Annotated in this window: 24 protein-coding genes; 11 read left to right on the forward strand and 13 right to left on the reverse strand. The window is 58.9% G+C overall.

Annotated elements, in window-relative coordinates; translation table 11 throughout:
• Positions 1-105: 105 nt before the first annotated feature.
• Together A3L02_RS07710 and A3L02_RS07715 are read right to left on the reverse strand one after the other, a co-directional pair.
• Positions 106-582, reverse strand: coding sequence for a signal peptidase I (locus A3L02_RS07710; protein ID WP_088863364.1), 477 nt, complete (start codon positions 580-582; stop codon positions 106-108).
• Positions 555-1,106 carry a DUF531 domain-containing protein gene (locus A3L02_RS07715; protein WP_088863365.1) on the reverse strand — a complete coding sequence of 184 codons (552 nt, stop codon included), beginning with the start codon at positions 1,104-1,106 and terminating at the stop codon, positions 555-557. The genes A3L02_RS07710 and A3L02_RS07715 overlap by 28 nt, the downstream gene beginning before the upstream one ends.
• A gap of 63 nt (positions 1,107-1,169) precedes the next feature.
• On the opposite strand from A3L02_RS07715, the gene A3L02_RS07720 reads away from it, so the two are divergent.
• Genes A3L02_RS07720 through A3L02_RS07730 form a run of 3 tightly spaced genes read left to right on the forward strand, consistent with a single transcriptional unit; the run spans position 1,170 to position 4,090 of the window.
• A complete protein-coding gene (locus tag A3L02_RS07720) occupies positions 1,170-2,249 on the forward strand; it encodes a hypothetical protein (protein WP_088863366.1) in 1,080 nt (359 codons plus the stop codon).
• Positions 2,250-2,253: 4 nt separating this feature from the next.
• A complete protein-coding gene (locus A3L02_RS07725; RefSeq protein ID WP_088863367.1) occupies positions 2,254-3,189 on the forward strand; it encodes a dipeptidase in 936 nt (311 codons plus the stop codon).
• A gap of 40 nt (positions 3,190-3,229) precedes the next feature.
• Complete coding sequence (locus tag A3L02_RS07730; RefSeq protein ID WP_088863368.1) at positions 3,230-4,090, forward strand: class I SAM-dependent methyltransferase; 861 nt, start codon at positions 3,230-3,232, stop codon at positions 4,088-4,090.
• 5 nt (positions 4,091-4,095) lie between these two features.
• Here the strand turns inward: A3L02_RS07730 and A3L02_RS07735 are convergent, their stop codons facing one another.
• The 4 genes from A3L02_RS07735 to A3L02_RS07750 all read right to left on the reverse strand — a co-directional run bounded on the left by A3L02_RS07735 (position 4,096) and on the right by A3L02_RS07750 (position 11,808).
• Positions 4,096-5,493 carry a metal-dependent hydrolase gene (locus A3L02_RS07735; RefSeq protein ID WP_088863369.1) on the reverse strand — a complete coding sequence of 466 codons (1,398 nt, stop codon included), beginning with the start codon at positions 5,491-5,493 and terminating at the stop codon, positions 4,096-4,098.
• Positions 5,494-5,498: 5 nt separating this feature from the next.
• A complete protein-coding gene (locus A3L02_RS07740; protein WP_088863370.1) occupies positions 5,499-6,821 on the reverse strand; it encodes a tripartite tricarboxylate transporter permease in 1,323 nt (440 codons plus the stop codon).
• A 10-nt stretch (positions 6,822-6,831) separates the two neighbouring features.
• Positions 6,832-9,804: a hypothetical protein gene (locus A3L02_RS07745; protein ID WP_088863371.1), complete on the reverse strand. Its 2,973-nt coding sequence runs from the start codon at positions 9,802-9,804 to the stop codon at positions 6,832-6,834.
• A 129-nt stretch (positions 9,805-9,933) separates the two neighbouring features.
• Positions 9,934-11,808 carry an alpha/beta hydrolase family protein gene (locus tag A3L02_RS07750; protein ID WP_088863372.1) on the reverse strand — a complete coding sequence of 625 codons (1,875 nt, stop codon included), beginning with the start codon at positions 11,806-11,808 and terminating at the stop codon, positions 9,934-9,936.
• 68 nt (positions 11,809-11,876) lie between these two features.
• On the opposite strand from A3L02_RS07750, the gene A3L02_RS07755 reads away from it, so the two are divergent.
• Positions 11,877-12,203 (forward strand): hypothetical protein, encoded by a 327-nt coding sequence (locus A3L02_RS07755; RefSeq protein ID WP_088863373.1) that lies wholly within the window; start codon positions 11,877-11,879, stop codon positions 12,201-12,203.
• Here A3L02_RS07755 and A3L02_RS07760 read toward each other — a convergent pair.
• Positions 12,171-12,818: a serine/threonine protein kinase gene (locus A3L02_RS07760; RefSeq protein ID WP_088863374.1), complete on the reverse strand. Its 648-nt coding sequence runs from the start codon at positions 12,816-12,818 to the stop codon at positions 12,171-12,173. The two genes, A3L02_RS07755 and A3L02_RS07760, sit on opposite strands and share 33 nt — an antisense overlap.
• A 53-nt stretch (positions 12,819-12,871) precedes the next feature.
• Here A3L02_RS07760 and A3L02_RS07765 point away from each other — a divergent pair, with 53 nt between their 5' ends.
• Entirely contained in the window at positions 12,872-13,099 is a 228-nt protein-coding gene (locus A3L02_RS07765) for an Lrp/AsnC family transcriptional regulator (protein WP_012572508.1), read from the forward strand.
• Between the two features lie 37 nt (positions 13,100-13,136).
• Here A3L02_RS07765 and A3L02_RS07770 read toward each other — a convergent pair whose 3' ends face one another.
• The 3 genes from A3L02_RS07770 to A3L02_RS07780 form a co-directional block, all read right to left on the reverse strand.
• Positions 13,137-13,811 carry a TIGR00153 family protein gene (locus A3L02_RS07770; protein ID WP_088863375.1) on the reverse strand — a complete coding sequence of 225 codons (675 nt, stop codon included), beginning with the start codon at positions 13,809-13,811 and terminating at the stop codon, positions 13,137-13,139.
• 4 nt (positions 13,812-13,815) lie between these two features.
• Entirely contained in the window at positions 13,816-15,027 is a 1,212-nt protein-coding gene (locus A3L02_RS07775) for an inorganic phosphate transporter (RefSeq protein WP_088863376.1), read from the reverse strand.
• Positions 15,028-15,139: 112 nt separating this feature from the next.
• Entirely contained in the window at positions 15,140-16,774 is a 1,635-nt protein-coding gene (locus A3L02_RS07780) for a metallophosphoesterase family protein (protein ID WP_088863377.1), read from the reverse strand.
• A 103-nt stretch (positions 16,775-16,877) separates the two neighbouring features.
• On the opposite strand from A3L02_RS07780, the gene A3L02_RS07785 reads away from it, so the two are divergent.
• Positions 16,878-17,234 carry a cupin domain-containing protein gene (locus A3L02_RS07785; RefSeq protein ID WP_088863378.1) on the forward strand — a complete coding sequence of 119 codons (357 nt, stop codon included), beginning with the start codon at positions 16,878-16,880 and terminating at the stop codon, positions 17,232-17,234.
• On the opposite strand, the gene A3L02_RS07790 is transcribed toward A3L02_RS07785, so the two are convergent.
• The 3 genes from A3L02_RS07790 to A3L02_RS07800 form a co-directional block, all read right to left on the reverse strand.
• Positions 17,231-17,803, reverse strand: coding sequence for a signal peptidase I (locus tag A3L02_RS07790; RefSeq protein ID WP_088863379.1), 573 nt, complete (start codon positions 17,801-17,803; stop codon positions 17,231-17,233). The two genes, A3L02_RS07785 and A3L02_RS07790, sit on opposite strands and share 4 nt — an antisense overlap.
• A 164-nt stretch (positions 17,804-17,967) precedes the next feature.
• On the reverse strand, positions 17,968-19,242 hold the full coding sequence (locus A3L02_RS07795) for a tRNA (N(6)-L-threonylcarbamoyladenosine(37)-C(2))-methylthiotransferase (protein ID WP_088863380.1): 1,275 nt from the start codon (positions 19,240-19,242) through the stop codon (positions 17,968-17,970).
• Positions 19,243-19,328: 86 nt separating this feature from the next.
• Entirely contained in the window at positions 19,329-19,544 is a 216-nt protein-coding gene (locus A3L02_RS07800) for a TRAM domain-containing protein (protein ID WP_054834028.1), read from the reverse strand.
• A gap of 360 nt (positions 19,545-19,904) precedes the next feature.
• Here A3L02_RS07800 and A3L02_RS07805 point away from each other — a divergent pair, with 360 nt between their 5' ends.
• The 5 genes from A3L02_RS07805 to mbhE are packed head-to-tail and all read left to right on the forward strand — an operon-like array spanning position 19,905 to position 21,589.
• Positions 19,905-20,405, forward strand: coding sequence for a monovalent cation/H+ antiporter subunit E (locus tag A3L02_RS07805; protein WP_088863381.1), 501 nt, complete (start codon positions 19,905-19,907; stop codon positions 20,403-20,405).
• Positions 20,402-20,665: a cation:proton antiporter gene (locus A3L02_RS07810; RefSeq protein ID WP_088863862.1), complete on the forward strand. Its 264-nt coding sequence runs from the start codon at positions 20,402-20,404 to the stop codon at positions 20,663-20,665. The genes A3L02_RS07805 and A3L02_RS07810 overlap by 4 nt, the downstream gene beginning before the upstream one ends.
• Positions 20,662-21,030 carry a monovalent cation/H(+) antiporter subunit G gene (gene mnhG, locus A3L02_RS07815; protein WP_088863382.1) on the forward strand — a complete coding sequence of 123 codons (369 nt, stop codon included), beginning with the start codon at positions 20,662-20,664 and terminating at the stop codon, positions 21,028-21,030. Before A3L02_RS07810 ends, mnhG begins: the two co-directional genes overlap by 4 nt.
• Positions 21,027-21,293, forward strand: a complete 267-nt coding sequence (locus A3L02_RS07820) for a DUF4040 domain-containing protein (protein WP_088863383.1) — start codon at positions 21,027-21,029, stop codon at positions 21,291-21,293. The genes mnhG and A3L02_RS07820 overlap by 4 nt, the downstream gene beginning before the upstream one ends.
• Positions 21,290-21,589 carry a hydrogen gas-evolving membrane-bound hydrogenase subunit E gene (gene mbhE, locus A3L02_RS07825; protein ID WP_088863384.1) on the forward strand — a complete coding sequence of 100 codons (300 nt, stop codon included), beginning with the start codon at positions 21,290-21,292 and terminating at the stop codon, positions 21,587-21,589. The genes A3L02_RS07820 and mbhE overlap by 4 nt, the downstream gene beginning before the upstream one ends.
• Positions 21,590-21,599 lie beyond the last annotated feature (10 nt).

Consider the following 21,599-nt stretch of genomic DNA (forward strand, 5'->3'; position numbering starts at 1 on the left):
GCGGTCACCACTGAGCTGATCCGGTTGACTCGAAGGTTGGAAAGAAAAGTTAAAACCCGGTCAGGGGCCGATTAGTTCATCACGGCTCAGCCACCTACCCTCGCATCATCCCAGGCCGAGGTGCTCCCTTATAATGAGCGGTATGAGTCCTATCTTCGGGAAGACCATCAACGCCTTGTCCTCGACGGCGTAGGCCGGGACGCAGGGCACCATCCCGTAGGGCGTTGGGTAGTCCGGATCGGGGGCCCAGTTGTTGTCGCCCCACGTCACGAAGCACTTCTCCACCTTTCCGCCGAGCTCGACGGTTTCTATGGCGCGAACCCGGTGGATTATCGGGTACTCGTAGCCGGGGCGCTTGTAGACGATGACGTCGTTCAGCTTGACGTCGTCGATGTTCTCCTCGCTCACCCCCTTGAGCAGGACGACGTCGCCCCTGTAAAAGACAGGCTCCATCGAACCGCTGACGACGATGACGAGGGGTGAATCGGTGTGGAGACCAACCCTAAGCCCCACCTCAAGGCCGAAGACGACAAGCAGGGCTATTACAGCCCACGCTAAATCCTTCTTCCACGACTCCTCCATCTCAGGGCCTCCATAAGGGTGCTTATCCTCGCGGCTATCGCCCCCATCGCGGTGCAGGTTTCGAGGCTCACCCTCTTCCCGGTGATGTCCATGTGGTAGCGGGCGGTCTTAAAGGTTTCCTTCGGCAGGCCGTGTCTGCCGAGGCCGATGAGCAGTAAAAAGCTCTCACCCCTAAAGGCCCTCTCCGCGAGCTCGAGCGGTGTTATCTCCCTCCCCTCGTCCGGCTTCCTCGTGGTCGCGACCGGAACCCCGAACTGCGGCGGGAAACCTCCCTTCGGAAACTCTAAGAGGTGGAAGCGGTTCTCCTCCGCCAGCTCAATCAGGTACTTGCCCCCTTCACCGATGGTGGTGTGGTCGCTCACCTCCCGGGCCACCTCGAGCGGCTTCCCCTCGAGGGGAAAGCCTACGAGGGCAAGATGAAAGCCGTAGGCCCTGGCTATCGGTCCGGCCCGTGCTATCGCCCGGAGGTGGGCCTCGTGTAGTTTCCTGGGGTCGTAGGTGTTGTAAAGGGCGAGCGTCAGCATATCTCCTCGCCTGGAATGACCGGGGAAGGTTTATAAGGATTTAGAATAAACCAACGGGTTAGGATGATGGCGAAGGAGGAGATTGAGCTTCTGATTGAAAAGGGCTACTACGAAGAGGCCCTTTCCAGGATCCACGAGTTAGAGGATCCCCTCGACCGGATCGAGGCTCTCACGGAGGTGGCCCTCGCCATACACCTCAGCGATGGCCCGCAGGAGTGGATCCCGGACATCGTGGAGGACGCTATGTACATCGCGAAGAAACTCAAGGATCCGACCGACAGGATCGTGGCGTACTCAACGATAGCGTCTTCCCTTTCGATAATGGGCTACGAGGAGGACGCCATGAACCTTTTTACCCGGGCCATAGACGAAACGGAGAGCGTAAGGGATCCCATAGAGCGAGGGGCCCTTCTCTCAGAGCTTGCCTACCACTTAGCCCTCGCCGGTCATACCGAGAGCGCCATCGAGCTTTTCGACGTCGCCTTCGACACGATAATGGGGGCTGAGGTGAGCTACAGCCTCAAGGTGGACGGCATAATAAGGATCGGAAACCTCCTCGAGAAGGCAGGGGACAGGTTACCCGCGGATGGGGCCCTGCCCCTCTACCGTATGGCCTTCGACATATTCGACAAGCTCCACGTCAACCAGCGCGCGGCCGTCGTCGAGAAGAAGATAGAGCTGGCCGAGACGGTTTACGATGTCGGCCTGCCCTCCATACGACAGGCGCTCCTCGAGGGAAGGTACCACTACGCCCTCGCACTCATCGGAAGGAACTACACGGGCGTCAGTAGGCTCATCGGGGAGCTCGAAGTGGCCCTCTGGATGAAGAGAATGAACAGCCTGGAGTACCCTGATGTGGTGGACAGAGCTTTCGAGGGCTGCAGGAATCCGCGCTTCACCGAGGAGAACGTCCAGAAGATAGCCGCGCTCCTGACGGAACTCGGGAGCCTGAAACGGGCGCTCGAGTTCGCAAGGGCCATAAAGGACGTCCGGAAGAGGAGCGACGCCCTCCGTGCCATAGCGCTTAAACTGGCCGAGAGGAAGGAGTTTGATGAGGCCCGGGAAATCGCCGGGGCCATACCCGACCCTGAGGTAAAGGCCGAAACGATTATGGAGATAGGGGCCATAGGGGAAGAGCGGTGAGACCATGATATTCGACGCTCACTCGGATTTACCGACGTTCGTCTACGACGAGCGGAAAAAGGGAAGGACCCGCGTCCTGGAGGGCAACTTCGAGCGGTTCTTTGGTCGGACTATAGCCGCGCGGGTCATGGCCATCTGGACCCGGCCTGAGAGGAGGGGCGACGCAACAACCTACGGCCTCGAGGTTCTGAACGCCCTTCTGAGGGACGTTGCCGAGAGTGAACGCTTCGAACTCGTGAGGAACGTTGAGGGAATGAAAGAGGCCGTTGAAGGGGGCAGAGTGGCTTTGTGGCTCGGCCTCGAGGGCGGGGAACCGATAGGCGAGAGCCTCGGCCTCCTCGAGGTCTTCCACCACCTCGGCCTCCGCGTCCTAACCCTGACCTGGAGCCTGAGGAACGCGATAGGCGACGGGGTCTTCGAGAGAACCGGCGGTGGGTTGACCAACTTCGGCGTCGAGGTAGTCGGAAAGGCCGAGGAACTCGGGATAGTCCTCGATCTGAGCCACATCAACGAGGCCGGCTTCCGGGACGCACTCGACGTTACCTCCTTCCCGGTGATAGCCTCGCACTCCAACGCCAAAAGCCTGTGCGACCACCCGAGGAACCTCACGGACGAGCAAATCAAGGCGATAGCCGAGCGCGACGGGGTAGTCGGGGCCGTGGCGATTCCAAGCTTCGTCCACCCGGAGAGGCCGACGCTGGAGAGGTACGTGGAGCAAATCGCCTACATGGTGGAGTTGGCCGGTTACAGACACGTCGGCCTCGGCTTCGACTTCGTCTATTACCTCCCGGGCTGGAGCGGGAGGAGCGTCGAGGGCTTTGAGGATGAATCGAAGATTCCGGCGCTGATCGAGAGGCTGAGGGAGAACTTCAGCGAAAGGGAAATCGAAGCGATAACCTTCGGGAACTTCGAGCGCGTCTTCGAGAGGGTCGTGGGTTAGGTTTTTATTCTTCCCCCTTACAGGACGAGACGGTGAGAGGATGGAGGAGCTCTACTTTCTGACGGCGAGGGAAGCGAGAAGGTTACTCCTTGCGAAGGGTGAGGTAAGGTTGAACCTCGACTTGAGGAAAACGAACCGTTCGTGGCCCATAAAGGTGGACGGAGATGAGTTCGTTTTTCCGGACGGAACGCGCGTTTCGAGGGAGATCATTGAGAGGATAGCGGGGGACGGGGAGAGCGTTTACTTCGTCAGGAACGGCGTTTACAAGGCGGCCATAGCTGGAGAGCATTTCTACAAGCTCGTCCCGACGATTCCGCCGACGATAGAGATAAACGGCATCAGGATGCACCGCACGAAGGAGGTGAACCCCCTCCAGGACACGAGGAACAAGGTGAACGCGGTCAAACCGGAGGAGGGTGAGACCGTCCTTGACACCTGCATGGGGCTCGGTTACACGGCGATAGAAGCGTCAAAGAGAGGTGCTTACGTCATAACCGTGGAGAAGGATAAAAACGTGATAGAGCTCGCCCGGATAAACCCGTGGAGCAGGGAGCTCTTCACGGGCGGAAAGGTTCAGGTGATCCAGGGGGATGTCTTCGAGGTCGTGAGGAGGTTCAGGGACGGGAGTTTCGACGTGGTGATCCACGATCCGCCGCGCTTCTCCCTGGCGGGCCAGCTCTACTCCGGCGAGTTCTACCGCGAGCTCTACCGCGTCCTGAGGCCCGGCGGGAGGCTCTTCCACTACGTTGGGAACCCGGGGAAGAAATACAGGAAGAAGGACCTCCAGAGGGGCGTAATGGAGCGCTTGAGGGAGGTCGGCTTCGTCGGGGTTAGACGCGTTCCGGAAGCCCTCGGGGTCGTGGCGAGGAAGCCGGGGGAGAAAAGGTCTGAGAAAGAATAAAGGGTTCAGATGCCGCCGACCTCCTCCAGCTCCTCGAAGGCGTCGAGGTTGGTGTAGTAGTCCATGAGCCGGGCCACTTCCCTCCTGATCTTGAAGCTCTTGATTATCGCCACCGCGTAGCCTATTATCGACGGCCAGATCAGGAGGAGCAGCAGCTTCCAGTCCGCTATGGGAATCGGCCTCGGGTTCGTGAAGCGGTTGAAGTTCCATATCATGAGGGCTATCATGAGCCAGGCCGTGGAGAAGTTGTTGAGACCGCTTCCGCTCTCCCCGAGCTTGAAACCCGGAACGACGTCCTTGGTTATCGGCGGGAGCAGGTTACTGCCCATGAAGCCGAGCTGGTCCTCGAAGACGTGGAGCCAGTAGCCTATCATGGACGCGAGCCCGAGCTCGAGGGAGTGGTTGTAACCGAGGAGCGCGAAGAGGGCGTAGATTATGACGCCCGCCAGGAAGCCCGCGGTGAGGGAGTGACTGAAGCCGTGGTGCCAGGGCAGGAAGCGGTCCTTCACTACCGTTTTACCCCTGAACTCCGCCTTTCTGAAGGCTATCTCGGGGCCGGAGAACGAATCGATGCGCGTGGGCTTGGGATACGTCTTGATGAAGGGCACGTTCACCTTCGCTATCCCGACGCGCCTGTACTCCGGAACCTCGCCGCCGATGGAGACTCCGCCGGGCGTTACAATCGGGCCCATCTCGACGCGGACCTCCCTCTTCGGCGGGTCGAGGTGCACGAGGAACCTCCTGTAAACGTCCCCCGGCAGGCGGACGTTGTGTATCTTGATTATGGTCTCGCCCTTCTCGTAAGCCTCCTCTATCGCCCTGGCGATGGTATCGGCTATCCCCTGCGGGTGGGGGGCGTCGGAGACGACCATCCTCACCCCGTCCTCATCGACGTCAACGTAGCCGAAGACGAGCATCTCCTTCCCAACTTCGATCTCGCCGAACTCCTCCTCGAAGAACTCGTAGTCCTCCCCGAAGGCCTCCACGGTTACGGTTCCCGTATCGTCCTTGAGCCTGAAGATTATGCTCTTGTATGGCTTCTCGACGGTTTTGACGTTTCCCTTATCGTCCGTCACCTTGAAGACGAGCGTCTCCTCGCCCCTCTCGACTATCTCGCTCACCCTTCCCTGGACAGCGAAGAACTGGTAGCGGTTCTCCTCGCTCAGCTCCGAGACCTTGACGAGCTTCGGCGCGTAGTGCTTCTTCTCGTCCCAGGGGGCAGGGTCTATCTCGTAGTCCCTCCTGCAGAAGAACTTGCCGAACTTGAAGTCGAGGAAGTCGGGCAGGTAGGCCGAGGCCGCCGCCACGACAGGGATGAGGATACCCATCCTCAGGTCGGCCACGAGGGCCGGGAAGAAGGTGGCCGCCGCGAGTCCAGATATGTAGTGAGTGAATCCCCTCATCTTCATCACCCCAGACCGAGCAGGTGCATGAAAGCCCCCGTGTGCCCCGTCATGCTAATGAGCACCGGCAGTATGAGGCCGCCGAGGCAGTAGCTCCTCCTCGTGTTGAAGGCCGCCGCCAGCATGCCTATCGCCGTCGAGACGAAGAGTACCGCCACGCCCATTGGGCCCGTCAGGACGTAGGAGATTATTATCAGCACCAGAGCCACGACGTAGGAGAGCTTCCTGATGTGGACGACGTTGAAGCTCCTGGCGAGGAATTTGGAGATGTAGTAGGTGAAGAGGAAGCTTATCCCCGCGCTGAGCAGTATAACGCCGACGGCCGCGAGGTACTCGGAGTAGCTCTTCGGCGTGTACATAGAGCTGACGAGCCAGGCCGCCGCCCCCCTCGTGAGCCTGAGGTTGGGCAGGAAGAGGAGCGTGAAGGCGCCGACGTAGTAGATGACCCTGTTGACACCCTGGCTGATGATGAAGGCGTCGTCGCCGCGCTGGCTCGTCATGTGGCCCGCGACGAGGGCCCCCATACCGCCCGTGATTATCGGGTATACCGCGGCTATCGTCCCTCCGAGGGCGCCGCCGAAGCTGGCCTTGGCGATGTTGTAGGGACTGCTCTCGACCCTATCGTCGGGCACCTGCTCCAGCATGGGCGGGTTGGAGAGTATGTTGAGCAGAACCCACGACATCCCGAAGAATCCTATGAACATCGGCGTGAGCCTCGTGTAGGCGCTCGTGGTCGGCAGGAGGTTGGTGTTCATCACGAGGAAGCCGAGGACCCCCGAGATGAAGAAGACGAACATCCCGGCCAGTATCTGCTTCCAGGCCATCCAGAGCCTCTGGAGGGGGGTCTTCCCCCTGTCGCCCTCCTTGGGCCACTCGCTCATGAACATGAAGAGCACTATGGCCGTGAGGAAGTAGGTGATGTAGGGGCTGGTGGCCTGGTATATCGGCGGGAGCACCTTCGGGAAGATGAGGAGGGCGCTTAGTACGAGTATCAGCGTTCCCGAGACCGCGCCGATGAGGTATAACAACACAGCCTCGTGCCCCCTGCCGAGGAGGAGGTACCTCTGAGTTGGGAAGAGGAGAAAGACCGCGCTCTCGTCGGCGACGCTGAAGTAGACGCTCGATATCGCGCTGACGTAGGCGTAGGCCACTATGGCTCCTATGGCGAAGAAGGGGAAGGCCTGAAGGGGCATGAGCTCGCCGACCCCGAAGACGGCCACAAGCAGGGCCATTATGTTGAAGATGTGGAATCCCGGGATCCACGAGATGAGCGAGCCGAACAGCACGCCGGCCAGCGACCAGAGCAAAATGTTGGAGAGGGGGAGCATGGCCATCACCTCACTCGATGACTATCGCGTCGCTCATGTAGGGAACGACCTCTACCGTACCCCTGTACTCCGTCACGTAGCCGCCTATCCTGACCTTCTGCCCCTTGCTGAACGTCTTATCGCCCGCCGAGCTCTTGGGGATGAAGACGACGAGGCCACCGCTTCCGTCGTCAATTGTGAGCTTGTAGAAGGTGCTTCCCTGGTAGAGGTCGACGATGGTCCCGCTGACCACCACGGTTTTGCCCATTAGGTTGGCGGTTACTTCGCCGGTCTTGACCTCAGGGGAGGGCTTCGCCTCGAGAACCTTGAGTGAAACGACCTTCTTGTTGTCCGCGTCGTAGGTTATCTGAAGGACGCTACCGGTTCCCGCGTCGAACGGGTTGGGGAGGAGGGACCTATCGACCGTGAGCGAGGCGCTTCCCGTTTTATCGCTGACGTTCATGATGTAGTTGGGCTTCTCGTAGCTTAGAGCGTCCCACGTAACGGTGAGGTTGACGAGGCCGCTCGCACCATCGAGCTCGGAGAGGGTGATGCTCTGGGTTCCCCCGGAGGATTCCGCCACGCGGATCGCGTCGGTCGTGTAGACCACCACCTCGGGCTTGCCGTTGTACTCCTCGACGTATCCCGAGACGAGGACGTTATCGCCCTCCTTTACCTGAACGCTTCCTGCGGCGCCGGGTAAGAATACCGCGAGCTCGCCGCTTCCGTCGTCCACCGTCAGCTTGAGGCTCTCGCCAAGCTGAACCACGTCCTTAACGGTTCCGTTGACGGCAACCGTCTTTCCGACGAGGTCAAGGCTTACCGAACCGGTGGCGGTTAGCTTCGCCTGAACGGCCTCCACCACCCGAAGGGAGGTTACCTCCATCGTCGTCGGGTCAACCGTGACGTTCACCTTGCTGCCGGTTCCCGCATCAAGCGGATTGGGTAGCAACGTCCTGTTGGCGATTAGGGAAGCACTTCCGGTTTCGTCGCTGACGTTCAGGAGGTAGTTGGGTTTGCTGTACGTTACGGCGTCCCACTTAACGAGCAGCCAGACCGGGCCCCCGGCGGTCCTGAGGTCGGAGACCTTGGCCCCCTCCACCTTTCCGCCGATTTCGGCCTTCTCGATTGCGTTCGGGTTGAAGACGACCACCTCGGGCTCGTTCCTGTACTCCTCGACGTAGCCGCCGACCCTGATAAGGTCCCCTTTCTCCGGGACGTAGGAGAGAGCGTTCGCGGTGGAGCGCGGTACGAAGATCGGCAGGTCACCGACGACCACCTTCAGGTTGCCGCTGAGGTTTGCCACGTCCGTCACCCTGCCGACCACGAGCACGAGCTGGCCCTTCATATCGAGGGTTACCTCCGATGAAGACATCTCCACAGGCTTTACCGCCTCGACGACCGTCAGGTTCCTGCCCTCCAGCTCCGTGGCGCTCGCGACGAGGCCCATGACCTTGACCCTGCTACCGGTCCCAACCTCGAGCGGGTTGATGCCCAGAACCAGCTCCCTCGGGAGGGAGACGGCGACGCCGTCGACGCTGAGGTAGTAGGTGTGGTTCTGATACGTTAATCCCTCGAGCGAGCCAACGAGGTCAACGAGGGAGCCGACGTGGCCACCCAGCTCGTCCGCGGTGACCTGCGGGAGCTGGACCTCCGACTTCTCGAGGGGCCTTCCGAGGGCGTGCAGTCCGTTTCCTGTGTAGACGACGACCTCGAGCTCACCGCGGTACTCCTCGAGGTAACCGGCGACCTCGACGCCGAGGCCGACCTTCAGGTTGTCCTTCGTCTCGTTGGAGAACTCTGAGACGCTCGCCGAGGGTACGAAGACGGCTATCTTCCCGGTTCCATCGTCCACCATCAGCTTGAGGTTCGAGCCGACGTTGGCCATGTCCTCGATGTTGCCCCTGACGAGCACCACCTGGTTCAGCATATCCCTGCTCACGGCGGCTATCGGGAGGGCCTTCGGGGCCTTCGGCTTAACGGCCTCGACGTACGCGCCGACGAGCCTGCCGTCCTCTCCCATCCTTCCGGCGACCCTGACGAGGCTACCTGTCCCGACCTTGAACGGGTCGAGTTTCGCGAGGACGTCCCGCGGGAGGAGCGCATCGAGGTAGTCCGTCCCGTCCGTGAGGGTTAGGACGTACTTGCCCGCCTCGTAGGAGATCCCCGCGAGCTCACCCCTGACGCTCATGACCATGCCGGCGTAGTTCGACGCGTTGGCGAGCGGGACCTCCGGAGATTCCTCCACGGGCGTGATCTCCAGCTGGTCGATGTCCCTGACGACTATCTCCGGGGAGGTGCCCTTGTAGAGGTAAACCGCCCCCGGAGCGCGGACGGTGTCGCCCGTTTTGACGGTCACGTTGTTCTTTACGAGGAGAACCTGTGGGATGAGAACGGTAACGTCGGACTCACCCGTATCGACGGTGAGCAGGAGCCCGGAGCTGACGTTCGAAACCTCCGTTACGACACCCTCGACGGCGACGTAGAGGTTGGCCATCCTCTGGTCGAGGGACTTAACCTCCTCGGGGTTGTCTGAGTACGATTTCGAGAGGAACTCCAGGCCGTCGAGGTACTGCAATATCGCGTAGGTGTAGGTCTCCCTCACCCTCAGCTGGACCTCGGCGGTTACGTTGTCCCCCGGGAAGGGCACGAGGTTTCTCTCTATCATCTTCTCTGCCAGGGGAGAATAGACCCTGACGTCGATCTGCCCCGTTCCATCGTCCACCGTGAACGTCAGGGACAGCTTCCCCCCGCTCTCGGAAACCTTTGGAACGCTGGCCACGGTTCCGCTTATTCTCACGACGGCGTAGTTCATCATGTAGCTCCCGTAGACGTCGCTCACCTTCGCCATCGGCGCCTGCGCCACCTGGGCGGCCACCAGAAGGAGCCCAACGCCTATCACCGATATCAGCAGCGAGAGGTACTTGAGCATGGAGACGTTCAGCTTCTTCTGCTCCTTGAGGCCGTGATAGTAAAGCCTTTTTTCACCTTCCTTTCGGGCCATAGGCGAACCTCCGGTTTATTTGACGTAGCAACGTACTACAACGCGCATGTTTTTAACGGTTTCGTGGCAATAAAATGGGTAGAACTGGACGGGGTTGGTAGAAGAATCCCGGAAAGGAAAAGGAGAAAATCACGTCTGGACGGTGCCTTTTAGAATCTCCTCGACGTCGAAGCCCTCCTCGTACCTCTTTAGCTTCCTCTCGAAGAACTCGACGAAGAGCCTGTACCTCTTTGAGCGGTGCCTCGGGCTTCCGCGGACGCTGTGACCGTGGGGCCCCTTCCTGAATATCGCTATGTAGGCCTCCTTGCCGAGGTCCTTCAGGACATGGTAGAACATGACGCTCTGGTCGAGCGGGCAGCGGTAGTCCTCGAGGCTGTGGATGAGGAGCACCGGCGCCTTAACGTTCCCCGCGTGGAAGAGCGGGCTTAGTTTGCGGTAGTTCTCGTTCTCGAGCGGGTTCGGGCCTATGACCTCGACGTCGTACCAGAGACCCACGTCGGAGAAGGCGTGGCTCGTCAGCCAGTAGCTTATGCCGTTCTCGCTTACCCCTGCCTTGAAGAGGTCGCTCTGGGTCAGCGCCCAGTTGGTCATGAAGCCGCCGTAGCTTATGCCCGTTATCCCAACGCGCTCCCTATCGGCCTGCGGCTCGAGTTTTAGGAACTCTTCCACCCCGGTCGTTATGTCCTCGAAGTCCTCGAGGCCGGTTCTCTCAAGCACGCGGAGGGCGAAGTCCTCGTCGTAGCCGTCGCTTCCGCGCGGGTTCACGAAGACGACGTAGTAGCCCCTGCTGGCCATCAGCTGCATCTCGTAGACGAACCTGTGCCCGTACATCCCCTTCGGCCCGCCGTGGACGAAAACTATTACCGGCGCCTTCTCGCCCTCCTTGAGCTCGGGTTTGAGGTACCAGCCGTCTATCTCCAGGTCCCCGCTCTTAAAGCGGAAGCCCCTCGGCTCAAACGTCTTCAGCCTCTCGAACACCGGCCCGTTGTAGTCGGTCAACGCCCTCAGCTCGCCGTCGTAGAGGTAAAGCTCGCCCACCCGTGTGGCCGTCATTAAAAGGATCAGGGCCTTTCCATCGCTCACGTCGAGGCCGTATATCCAGTGGTCGCCCGCGACGACCCTCTCAGCTTTCCCGTCCCAGAGCCAGAGGTTCACCCTTCCGGCATCGGGGACCAGGAAGTAGACCTTCCCGTCGTCCAGTTTGGCGTCGTGGACGTTCAGCGGCCCCTCGTAAACTGGCCTGAGCTCGCCGTCCCAGAGGTAGAGCCGGTTGTGCTCGCTCATGTACCGCTTTTCCTCCTTGCCCCGTAGGAGTATCCTCTCTCCGTCCGAGTCCACCGCCGTGAAGGAAACGCGCTCGAAGAGCCTCTCCTCCTCGCCGTCCTCCCAGAGGTAGACGTCCCAGAACTTGAAGAGGGCCGGTTTGGAGCCCTCCATGTGCGGGACGTTGATGAGCATCGCGTCGCCGTGCCAGAGCCCCGAGCTGAACCGCGGTTTCTCGAGCTCCTCGATTACCTCCTCGCCCTCCGTGTCGAGAACCCAGAGGGTCGTCTTCTCGCCGTCGAAGAAGCCCAGGCTGTCGAACCAGACCGGAACCTCGCTATCGAAGACGAAGTCCTCGTCGTCCCTCCTCTTGAAGCCCACCACGAGGAGCCTCCTCGAGTCGTCGTTCCACTGGATGGAGCGGACGTTTTTGGTCGAAAGGACTTTTTTGGCGCTTAGCGTCCGGACGTCGGCGACCCATATCTCCGTCTCCTTCTTCTCCTCGTTGGCCCTCGTGAAGGCCAACTTTCTGCCGTCCGGGGAGATTCTGGGCATCGAGGCGTTCTCGATGAAGCGCCTCGTTCCATCTTCGAGGTTTTCTACGACCACGGTGCTCTCGTATCTGTTCTCCTTCATGTTGGCCTTCGTCAGGGTGTAGGCAATCAGGTTCCCCCTTATCCTCGGGTCGCTGAGGTAGGCGAACTTAGAAAAGGTCTTCTCATTCCATTCGATGTTGCTCATAACGCTATCACCTGTTTATTAGAGAGTTTTAAAAGTATATAAGCGTAACCCCCGGCTCAGGTGAGAGCATGAAGGAGGAGCACGCCGTTGGAATAATACTTACCGTTGGAATAGTCATCGCTCTCCTGCTGAGGACGTACTGGGGAGTAGCCATAGCGGCCCTGGGAATACCGGCCTACCTTGCCTACATCGCGAGGGAGCAGAACGTGCTCGCCAAATCGAGGCTGTACGACAGGGACCTGTTCCTCATGATAGCCATAGCCGTGGTGGTGATCCTCGCCTTCGACTACCTCTGGGACCCGAGGATGGGCCTCATAGCGATGGCAGTGGTGATACCCCTCCTCGCCATCTACGTGGACAGGCTAAAGGCGAGAAAGAAGCCCCAGAAGGCCTGAGAGCTTTCCGGTCCTCTTGTAACTCCTTAGTTCTTCCCTCATTTCGTTTAAAAACTCCCCATCGATGCCGAACTTCCCCCTCACCCGGCGCGATATTGCGTTGTCGCTCAGGAAGAGCATCGCCATCGCCGAGGTGAGGTTCTTGGGCTTTCTCCAGCCGGCCTTCTCGAAGTCTATGAGATAAACGCCCTCGCCGATTATCAGGTGCTTTCCGCCCTGGATCTGGCCGTGGTCGAGGCCGAGTCTGTCGAGCAGAGCCGTTTTCGCGGTTATCTCGAAGAGATGGCGCTTCTCAAGGTCGGCGTGGAGTATTATCTCCCCCTCGGCGAACTCCCTGATGAGGTACTCGAGGCCATCGAAGAGGCCATAACCCACGAGCCGCGGCGTTACCCCGAAGGGCTCGACGGCTTTGATTATCTCCGCCTCCCTGGCGAAGTTCCGCCTCGGCGAGTCCGGCCGCTGGAGCTTAATCACGACGTTTTTTTCGTTTAACCTCGCCCTGAATACCAGGCTCGTCGTCCCCTTGGAGTGGGGGGTTATCCCCTCGAATCCGAGGGAGCGCAGGTGGGAGTAAAACCCCTCCAGCCTGGCTTTGCTTATGAGGTGCTCGAACATGTCCCTCGATAAGCTTAAATACCACCGCCGATAAAATACTTTTGGTGGTAGCTATGGTGACGGCTTTTATTCTGATGGTGACGGCCGCTGGAAAGGAAAGGGAAGTTATGGAGAAGCTTCTGGCCATGCCTGAGGTCAAGGAGGCCTACGTCGTTTACGGTGAATACGACCTCGTTGTGAAGGTGGAGACCGACACCCTCAAGGACCTTGACCAGTTCATCACGGAGAAGATAAGGAAGATGTCGGAGATCCAGATGACCTCGACGATGATAGCCATCTGACCGCCCCCTTTTAATTCTTAAAAGAAAAATAGGAAGCTCACTTGTTCATCATGAGCCTTAGCCGCTCTGCGGCGTCCTTCGCCTTGTCCGAGATGTTGCTGAGAGTTCTGGCCACGTTGAGGATGTAGAGGCCGTCGGCCCAGCTCATCGAATCGGCGTTCTCAAAGACACTCTGCATGAGCTTCGTGTCGAGCTCGTCTATGGCCTTCTCAACTCCCTCTATCCTATGAATTATCCCGTACTCCCTCTCTATCTCCCCGTCGGCAAAGCCGCTCTCGATAACTCTATCCATCTGAACTATCGCCTCGTGGACGAGCTTGGCCGCCTTGATGCTCTCAGTGCCCATCTGGAGTATAACCTCCTTTATTTCCTCCGGAATTCCATCGGGTTCCCTTACCAGAAGCCACTTGGCGGTGTCCTCCGCGGCGTCTGCGACCTTGTCCTGCATGTGGAGGTAGATGAGCACGTCCTCCCTCGCGACGGCCATCATGAGCCTCGAGCTGAGGGAATCCCTTATCTCCTCCTTTATCCTATCTGCGACGTCCTCGAGGCGGTCCACCTCAACCGCGAGCTTCCCCATCTCCCCGTAGTCACCCTCGTACCAGAGCCTGAGGGCCCTCTCAAGGGTCTCAACGGTGTTCAAGACCACCTCGGAATGCTTTATGAGGGGCTTGAACGGGCTTTTCGCGAAGAGCTTCGTCCACACCTGCATGCCATCACCCCATTATCATGAGGAACTTGAATATGGCCGCGCTTATCAAACCCGCGACCGGAACCGTAACGAACCAGGAGATTACTATGTCCCTAACGACCTCTTTGTTTATTGCCTTTACTCCCCTTGCAAGGCCTATGCCAATGACCGCTCCGACCACCGTGTGAGTCGTCGAGATCGGCAGGCCCATCCAGCTGGCGACGAGGACAACTGTCGCCGCCGAGAAATCGATGGTGAACCCACGCGTGTTGGTCAGCTCGGTTATCCTCTTTCCGACGGTCTCCATGACCCTGTATCCGTACGTTGCGACGCCAATCGCTATTCCCAGACCGCCGAGGGCGAGAATCCACCTCGGAACCGGAACCTTCATCCCGCTCAGTCCCATCGTTGCCACCGCGTAGACCGCAGCAACCGGGCCTATGGCGTTGGCGACGTCGTTGGCGCCGTGAGCTAAGGCCACGTAGCCCGAGGTAACGACCTGGACCTTTCGGAATATGGACTCAACGCCGATGAAGGGGTCGCTGCTCGGGAAGCGGAGCCTCAGGAGGAAGTAGGTTACGAAGAACACCACCAGGCCTGTGGGGATGCCGTACGTCATAACGCCTGTTCTGAGGCTCTTTCCGTGGAGAACCTTTATGTAGAACATGGTTCCTATGACCACGAAGGCCAGCCCTATCCAGAAGGGGGACCAGAGCCGGGCGCTCCTCACTGGGTCTCTCCTCTCGAAGATGCTCTTGGTTAAAGCCTTGAACACGAAGTAGGCCATTATGGCGCCGACTATCGGCGAGAGAATCCAGCTGAGGACCACCTGCGTCATCTTACCCCAGTTGACTATGGCGGTTCCGGCGTAGACCATTCCGTAGCCCGCTATTCCGCCCACGATGGAATGTGTGGTCGAGACCGGCAGGCCGAACTTCGTGGCGATTATCAGCCATATCGTGGCCGCGAGCAGGGCCGCTACCGAGCCGTAGACGAGAACGTTCGGGTCCTTTATCATGGTCGGGTCGAGGATGCCCTTCCTTATCGTCTCGGTGACGCTCTTTCCGAAGAAGTACGCACCCGTGAACTCAAGGAGGCCGGCTATCACGACGGCCTGCTTCGGTGTTATCGCCCTCGCTCCAACGGCGGTGCTCATGGAATTCGCCGCGTCGTTCGCACCTATCGCCCATGCCATAGCAAATCCAAGGATTATCGTAATGAGGAGCCACATCTCCATGGTACCACCGAACGGGCCTAAATTTGGCTATATAAATATTTTATCGCAATAGAATATAGCCAACTACCGTGAGCTATATAGCCATAAATAGAATAGAGGGAAATCGGGAAAGTCAGGGTTCGACCTTGATGGGTTCCACGGTTACGCTCCCTGAAGAACCCATGCCGAGCCTGACGTAGTGGTAGAAGCCGCCCTCGTCGGGCCTGGCGTAGAGTGGCGCCCCACCCCCGCCGGTGACTATGAGGTGAACGCCGTCCACCGTCCCGTTCCAGAATATGTGGATGTGGCTGAAGATCCCGAAGGCGTTGTACTCCTTCATGAGCTCGAGGAGCCTCTTGCCGTCCCTGGAGTTCATGCTGTGGTCTCCGTTCGGCCTCGGATCGACAGGTGGGGTGTGCATTATTATAACCGGCCTCTTTCCAGTTGCCTTTGCCCTCTCAAGCTGGTCCTTGAGCCAGCTCCACTGCCCGTCGCTCAGCCCGTAGTCGTGCTCCACGTTGTCCATGAAGATGTAGTAGTAATCCCCGAGGGCGAATGAGTAGTCCATCGGGCCGAAGAACCTGTGGTAGACGTTTATGCCCTCACCGCGGTACTCGTGGTTTCCGACGGAGATGAAGATCGGCTTGTCCCACTTCCATTCCTTCAACAACTCGCTCCACTCATCGACCCTTCCCGAGTAAACGAGATCCCCGCCGTCTATTACGAAGACACCCTTATCGGCGTTTATGGCGTCCCTGATCTTTAAGAACACGGGCGGGACCTCTTTACCACCGTCGGGCCTGTGGTCGCCTAAGGCGAGGACCGTGTAGTCCCCAACGTCCTTCGGGGTTACGCCGAATGAGGACTTAGAGGTCGTGAGCCTGACCCATGTATCCCCGGTTTCGGCCCCGGCTGGAAGGTTCAGCACCGAGGGGTTGGTGTTCTCGATGACGTAGGTGAGCGTGGCCCCGTTGGGGTTCTTAATCTCAACGCTCACGTTGAAGCCGAGGGCGTGGATGTAAACCGTGGAACCGTTGACGAGCCTGATGAACCCGCCCTTAACCGTGACGTTCTCGCCGTCGACGACGCGCCAGTAGTAAACGAAGGGTTCAAGGGTTTTAAATGAGGCCAGATACCAGTCCTCGCCCTTATCCTGGATTCCGTTCCAGTTGTTGTCCCCTATGACCTTGATGAGAACACCCTCGAACTCGCCGCTCCTGACGACGTCGTCGACCTTTACCTTTTTGCCCTTCTTCAGCTCCATCGCGTACTCGAGAGCGGCGCCGACACCGGCCCTTCCCGTCCCCGTGAAGACGAGGTAGGCCTTCCCGCCCTCGTTGAACGCCGCGAAGACGCCCTTATCCTCTCCAACGAACTTGAGGCCGAGCTTGTAGGCTATGTAGCCGAAGTAGTCGTTGACCGTTATGAGGATGGGCTTCCCCCTGAGGATCGGCCGGGCGTCCTTCGGCGAGAGTATCGCTATCCCGCCGTCGTACTGGCTCGCGGGGAGGACCCTGGCGTTCGGGAAGTAGTGCTTCGCGAGGTCTTCGTACCCTTCGCTTGCATAGACCGTGGAAGCGTTTGCCAGCCTGTACCAGTTCGAGAGAACCTCTCCATTCCCGTACGCGCTGAAGTCGATGCCGCCGGATTTGGTCGGGGTTCCAGTGGCCGAGGGAGACGTCGAAGCCGTTTTCCCGCCTGAACCCACGCACCCTGCCGCCAGGACGATAAGCACCAGCAGGAACAGAGAGATAGCTTTCTTCTTCATGCCGTTCACCGGATGTGGGTCGGTTGAAATTCTTAAATTCCTTTTGGGCCACACGACTCGGCAGGTTTAAATAACTCTACGCCGAAAGTCCTTCGGTGATACCATGTTCGTCGGGCACTACAAGGACGTTCCCGAGAAGGACACGGGTTTTGAGGGCGTCACCATAAGGTGGCTCGTCTCCCCGAGGCTCGGGGCGAAGAACTACGCGATGCGCTACTTCGTTCTCAGGGAGGGCGCGGAGATACCCATCCACCACCACGACTGGGAACACGAGATATTCATCGTAAAGGGCGAGGGGATAATAACCAACGGGGAGGAGGAACACCACGTCAAAGCTGGTAACTTCCTCTACGTCCCGCCCAACGAGCCCCACGGCTACAAGGCCCTGAGCGAGACCTTCGAGTTCCTCTGCATAATCCCGGCGAAGAAGGAGGCGATCCCGGAGGAGGAGTGGGCCTAACGGCGTTTGTGATGGTGGACTTTTATTTTCTTTCTCCTGCGGGTTATGAGATCGGCTTTTCTTGACTTCAGGCGTATCGGCTCTTCCTCGAGCAGAAGCCACGCCAGTTCGTAGGCGAGGGAGGCTATGACCAGCAGAAAGAGGCCCAGGACTATCAGGGGGGTGTAGTGCCAGACGACGCCGGCTTTTGGAATGACGAGGAGGGGTTCGCCGATGGCCTGATCGGGATAGACCCGCCACGGATCGGTGTAGTTCCGGTTGTCCCCTTTCGTAACGTAGTAGATCCTCCCGTCCGGGTCGGTTTTCACCTCAACGACCCTGTGGAGGATGCGGTACGTGGAGTTCCCAATCTCGACGCGGAATAGAAGGACGTCCCCAACCCGGATATCATCGCGGGAAACCGGCTTGGTTATCACGAGGTCGTTGGGGTTTATGTGGGGTTCCATGGAGTCGGTCAGGATAACGACGTACTGAAAGCCGAAGACGAACCTGAGGACGACTATCAGGACGACGAGGGAGAAGAAAAGGTACGTCAAAATGGAAAGGATGTCACGGCGCCTGGCATTCATTCAGGGCCTCCCACCGGATTAGCCACCCTGGTAGACCACGTAAACTGTGTCAAAGCTACCGAGGTCAACCGGTGAGCTAAAGGTTATGGTGTACGTACCGGAACCATCGAGGGTTACTACCGGAGACGGTGATCATTGTTAGAAAAAATCCAGCATCTTGAAATTTAGATAAGAGTTCCTCTAAGATAGGTCGAGCCGGCCCAGTCAACGCGGGCCCTCAGGAACTCGCCTGCTTCGCCGGAGTCAAGGATTATCTCCTTGTAGTTGAAGGTTCTCCCTTCGGTTCCCCCTTTCTCTCCGGCGCCGTGGACGAGAACCTCAACCTCCCTTCCGAGGTATCCCCTGTTTATCTCGTGGGCTATCCGGAGCCTGAGCCTGTGGAGGGCCCTCGAGCGTTCCTTGACCTTCCAGCCCGGCAGTTGCTTCCACCTCGCCGCCACAGTCCCCGGCCTCGGCGAATAGCGGGAGACGTTTACCTTGTCCGGCCTGATCCGCTTCACCAGCTCAACCGTGTTCTCGAAGGCCCCGTCGTCCTCGCCCGGGAAGCCCACTATGACGTCCGTGTTGAGGTTTAGATCCCGGATTTTTCGCCGAAACGCCCGGACTATCTCCTCGAACTCCTCGACCGTGTAACCCCGCCCCATCCTCCTGAGGACCTCGTTGTCGCCGCTCTGGACCGGAAGGTGGAGGAACTTATAGACCTTCCCGTCGAGGTAGGCGTCGATGAGTCCGTCCAGTATCTTCATCGCGTGGTTGGGGTTCATCATGCCCACCCTGACCCTGAACTCACCCTCTATGGCGGTTATCTCGTCGAGGAGCTCCGCGAGGTTCGTCCCTATGTCGAAGCCGTAACAGCCCGTGTCCTCGCTCGAGAGCTGTATCTCCCTGTAACCCCTCGCCAGGGCTTCCTTCACCCATTTGACGATAAGTTCGGGTCTGTAGCTCTTGAGAACGCCCCTCGCAAAGCGGGTCGCGCAGTAGGTGCACCCGTTGAGACACCCTTCGCCTATAGGAATCACGAAGGCGACTCCCCCCTTCCAGAGGCGGGGAAGCTCGAGCTTGTCCGGGTTCCTCTCGCGCCATCCCTCGAGGCTCACGAGCCTTCCACCGCCCTCGGCGACGCTTATCGCCTCGGCTATCCTGTCGATGCTCTTAACCCCCAGGATTCCGGAAACGCGGGGATCTATGGCATCGGGATTAACGTGGGGGAGGCAACCCGTGGCGATTACCCTCTTGCCGGCATCGATGAGTTCCCTTATCCTCCTGCTCATGTGCCTCTCCGTGGGGTCCTTAACCGCGCAGGTGTTCACCACGACGTAATCCGCGCTTTCCGGGCTTTCCACGAGCTCGTAACCCGCTCTAACCAGGAGCTCCTCCATCATCTCGGCATCTGCCCTGTTCCTCGTGCACCCGTAGGTCTCGACGTGAACCTTCGTCATCGGTGCAGGGGTTTTTTTGGGAGTTTAAAAAGGATGCCCTCCCGATAAAAACGCGTTGGGTAAGAAGAATAGAAGAGGGAAGGAAATCACTCGATGACTTCCGCGAAAGCGAACTTCCTCTTGACCGAGTTGATGACGATTTCAACCTCGTCGCCGACCTGTGTGTTCGGGACGAAGATAACAAAGCCCTTAATCTTGGCTATACCATCGCCACCCTTTCCAAGGCTCTCGATCCTAACCCTGTACCTTTCTCCAACCTTAACGGGGGCCTCGTAGCCACCGCCAAATCCATCTCCGTACATATCCAACACCAACTCTTTCAGTTCTGGAACTCCCTCGAAAGACTCCGAGAAGAGTCCCGATGATGGGTCATCCCCCGGGTATATAAAGCTTTGGGTGAGTTTCTCACCATCGCGGTCATCAAGAGCCCATTCCGGTCCATATAAGTCCACCAACGGAACGCAGAGTCCAGCGACTTTTTCACATCCGACTCTAATAGTCCGACCGGGTGTTTAACCTTTGGTTAAAAACGAGGGGTTATAGACCTTTATTTCAAATTCTAAGCTTCAAAAAACCCTTTTAAAACGAATACCGAAATTCTAATTGAGAATTAACGAAACATGGGGATATAACACCTTATCGGGTGAGCGGGGGGATGAACCGTGCGTTTCATTGCTGCATTTGTTTGGTCATTAATACTCTGGTTGGTGCTCACGGCGGGCAGTAGGGGGTTACTCTGGAGCACGGAAGAGCTCGTTGCCGGGGTAATCTTCTCGGCGGTGGTGGCGTTCGCCACGAGGGACGTGATAGGGGAGAGGGCATCCCGCTTCCTTAACCCCGTTAAATGGGTGGGCTTTGCCGTCTACGCCATCGGCCCGCTCTTCTGGGGCATGGTGAAGGCCAACTTCGACGTTGCCTACCGCGTCATCACGGGCAGGATAAAGCCCGGAATCGTCCGGGTCCCGGTTGACCTCGAGAACGACGCCCAGTACACCATAATGAGCAACTCCATAACGCTGACGCCCGGAACCCTCACGATAGACGCGTGCCCCGATGAGAAGGCCCTCTACGTCCACTGGATAAACGTGACGGAGAGGGAGCCGGAGAGCTCTGAAGTCGTGGCCGGCCCATTTGAGAAGTGGGCGAGGAGGCTGGGAAGATGATAGCGCCTGAGTTCCTCTACGCGGTCGTCGTAGTCATGATAGCGGCCTTTCTATCGCTCCTCAGGGTGTTCTTGGGCCCGAGCGTGCCGGACAGGGTCGTTGGAGTTGACACCCTCAACACGCTAATCGTCGCGGGGATGGTACTCCTCGGCGCCGCCTACGACAGGACGATATACATCGACGTAGCCATCGTCTACGCCCTTCTGAGCTACGTGGGGACCCTCGCCATAGCCAGGTACCTCCAGGGGGGATTGGAATGAACGCGGTGACCTACGTAATCTACGCGTTTCTCACGGTAAGCGTGTCCTTCAACCTGCTCGGCGGTTTCGCCCTCCACAGGTTCCCCGACGTCTACACGAGACTCCACGGGGCGACCAAGTGCACCACCTTCGGAACGATATTCGCGGTTCTGGCGGTGGTCGTCCACGCGGCTTATCGGCTCCACCTAACCGGGGACCCCAAGTACCTCGGGATGGCACTCCACAGCCTCGTCGCCCTGATAGCCCTCCTCCTGACGAACCCGACGGGGGCGCACGCGATAGCCAAGGCGGCATACCTGAGCGGCTACAGGCCGGCCAAAGCCGTCATCGACGCCTACGGGGAGAAGGTGGGTGGTGCGGAATGAACGCCCTCTCACTCGACATGGCGGTACAGTTCGGGATACTCCTCGGCATTCTCGTGGCGGCGTACATCACGATAACCATGCGTGACCTCCTCAGCGCGGCCATAGCGTCCGCGGCTATGAGCCTGCTCCTCAGCCTGGAGTTCTACATGCTCCACGCCCCCGATGTGGCGATAGCCGAGGCCGCAGTCGGGGCGGGCGTCGTCACGGCCGTTGTCGTCTATGGAATCGCAAAAACAGAGAGATGGGAGCGTGAGGGACCATGAAGCGAACCCTTGGTGCCCTATCACTGCTGTTCCTCCTGGGGGTGCTCCTCACCGTTGCGAGCCCCTCAAACGGGGTGAAGTTCGGCCCCGGCGGGAGCGAGTGGACGAAGTACCGCTACACCGACGAGTACTACATCGAGCACGGCGTCGAGGAAGTGGGGGGGACGAACATAGTCACGGACATAGTGTTCGACTACCGCGGCTACGACACCCTCGGGGAGGCTACCGTTCTCTTCACCGCGATAGCCGGAGCCGTCGCGCTCCTCAGGCCCTGGAGGAGGGATGGGGATGAGTAGCGAGCGCGGG

Origin of the sequence: Thermococcus celer Vu 13 = JCM 8558 (genome assembly GCF_002214365.1) — an archaeon.
Classification (GTDB): domain Archaea; phylum Methanobacteriota_B; class Thermococci; order Thermococcales; family Thermococcaceae; genus Thermococcus; species Thermococcus celer.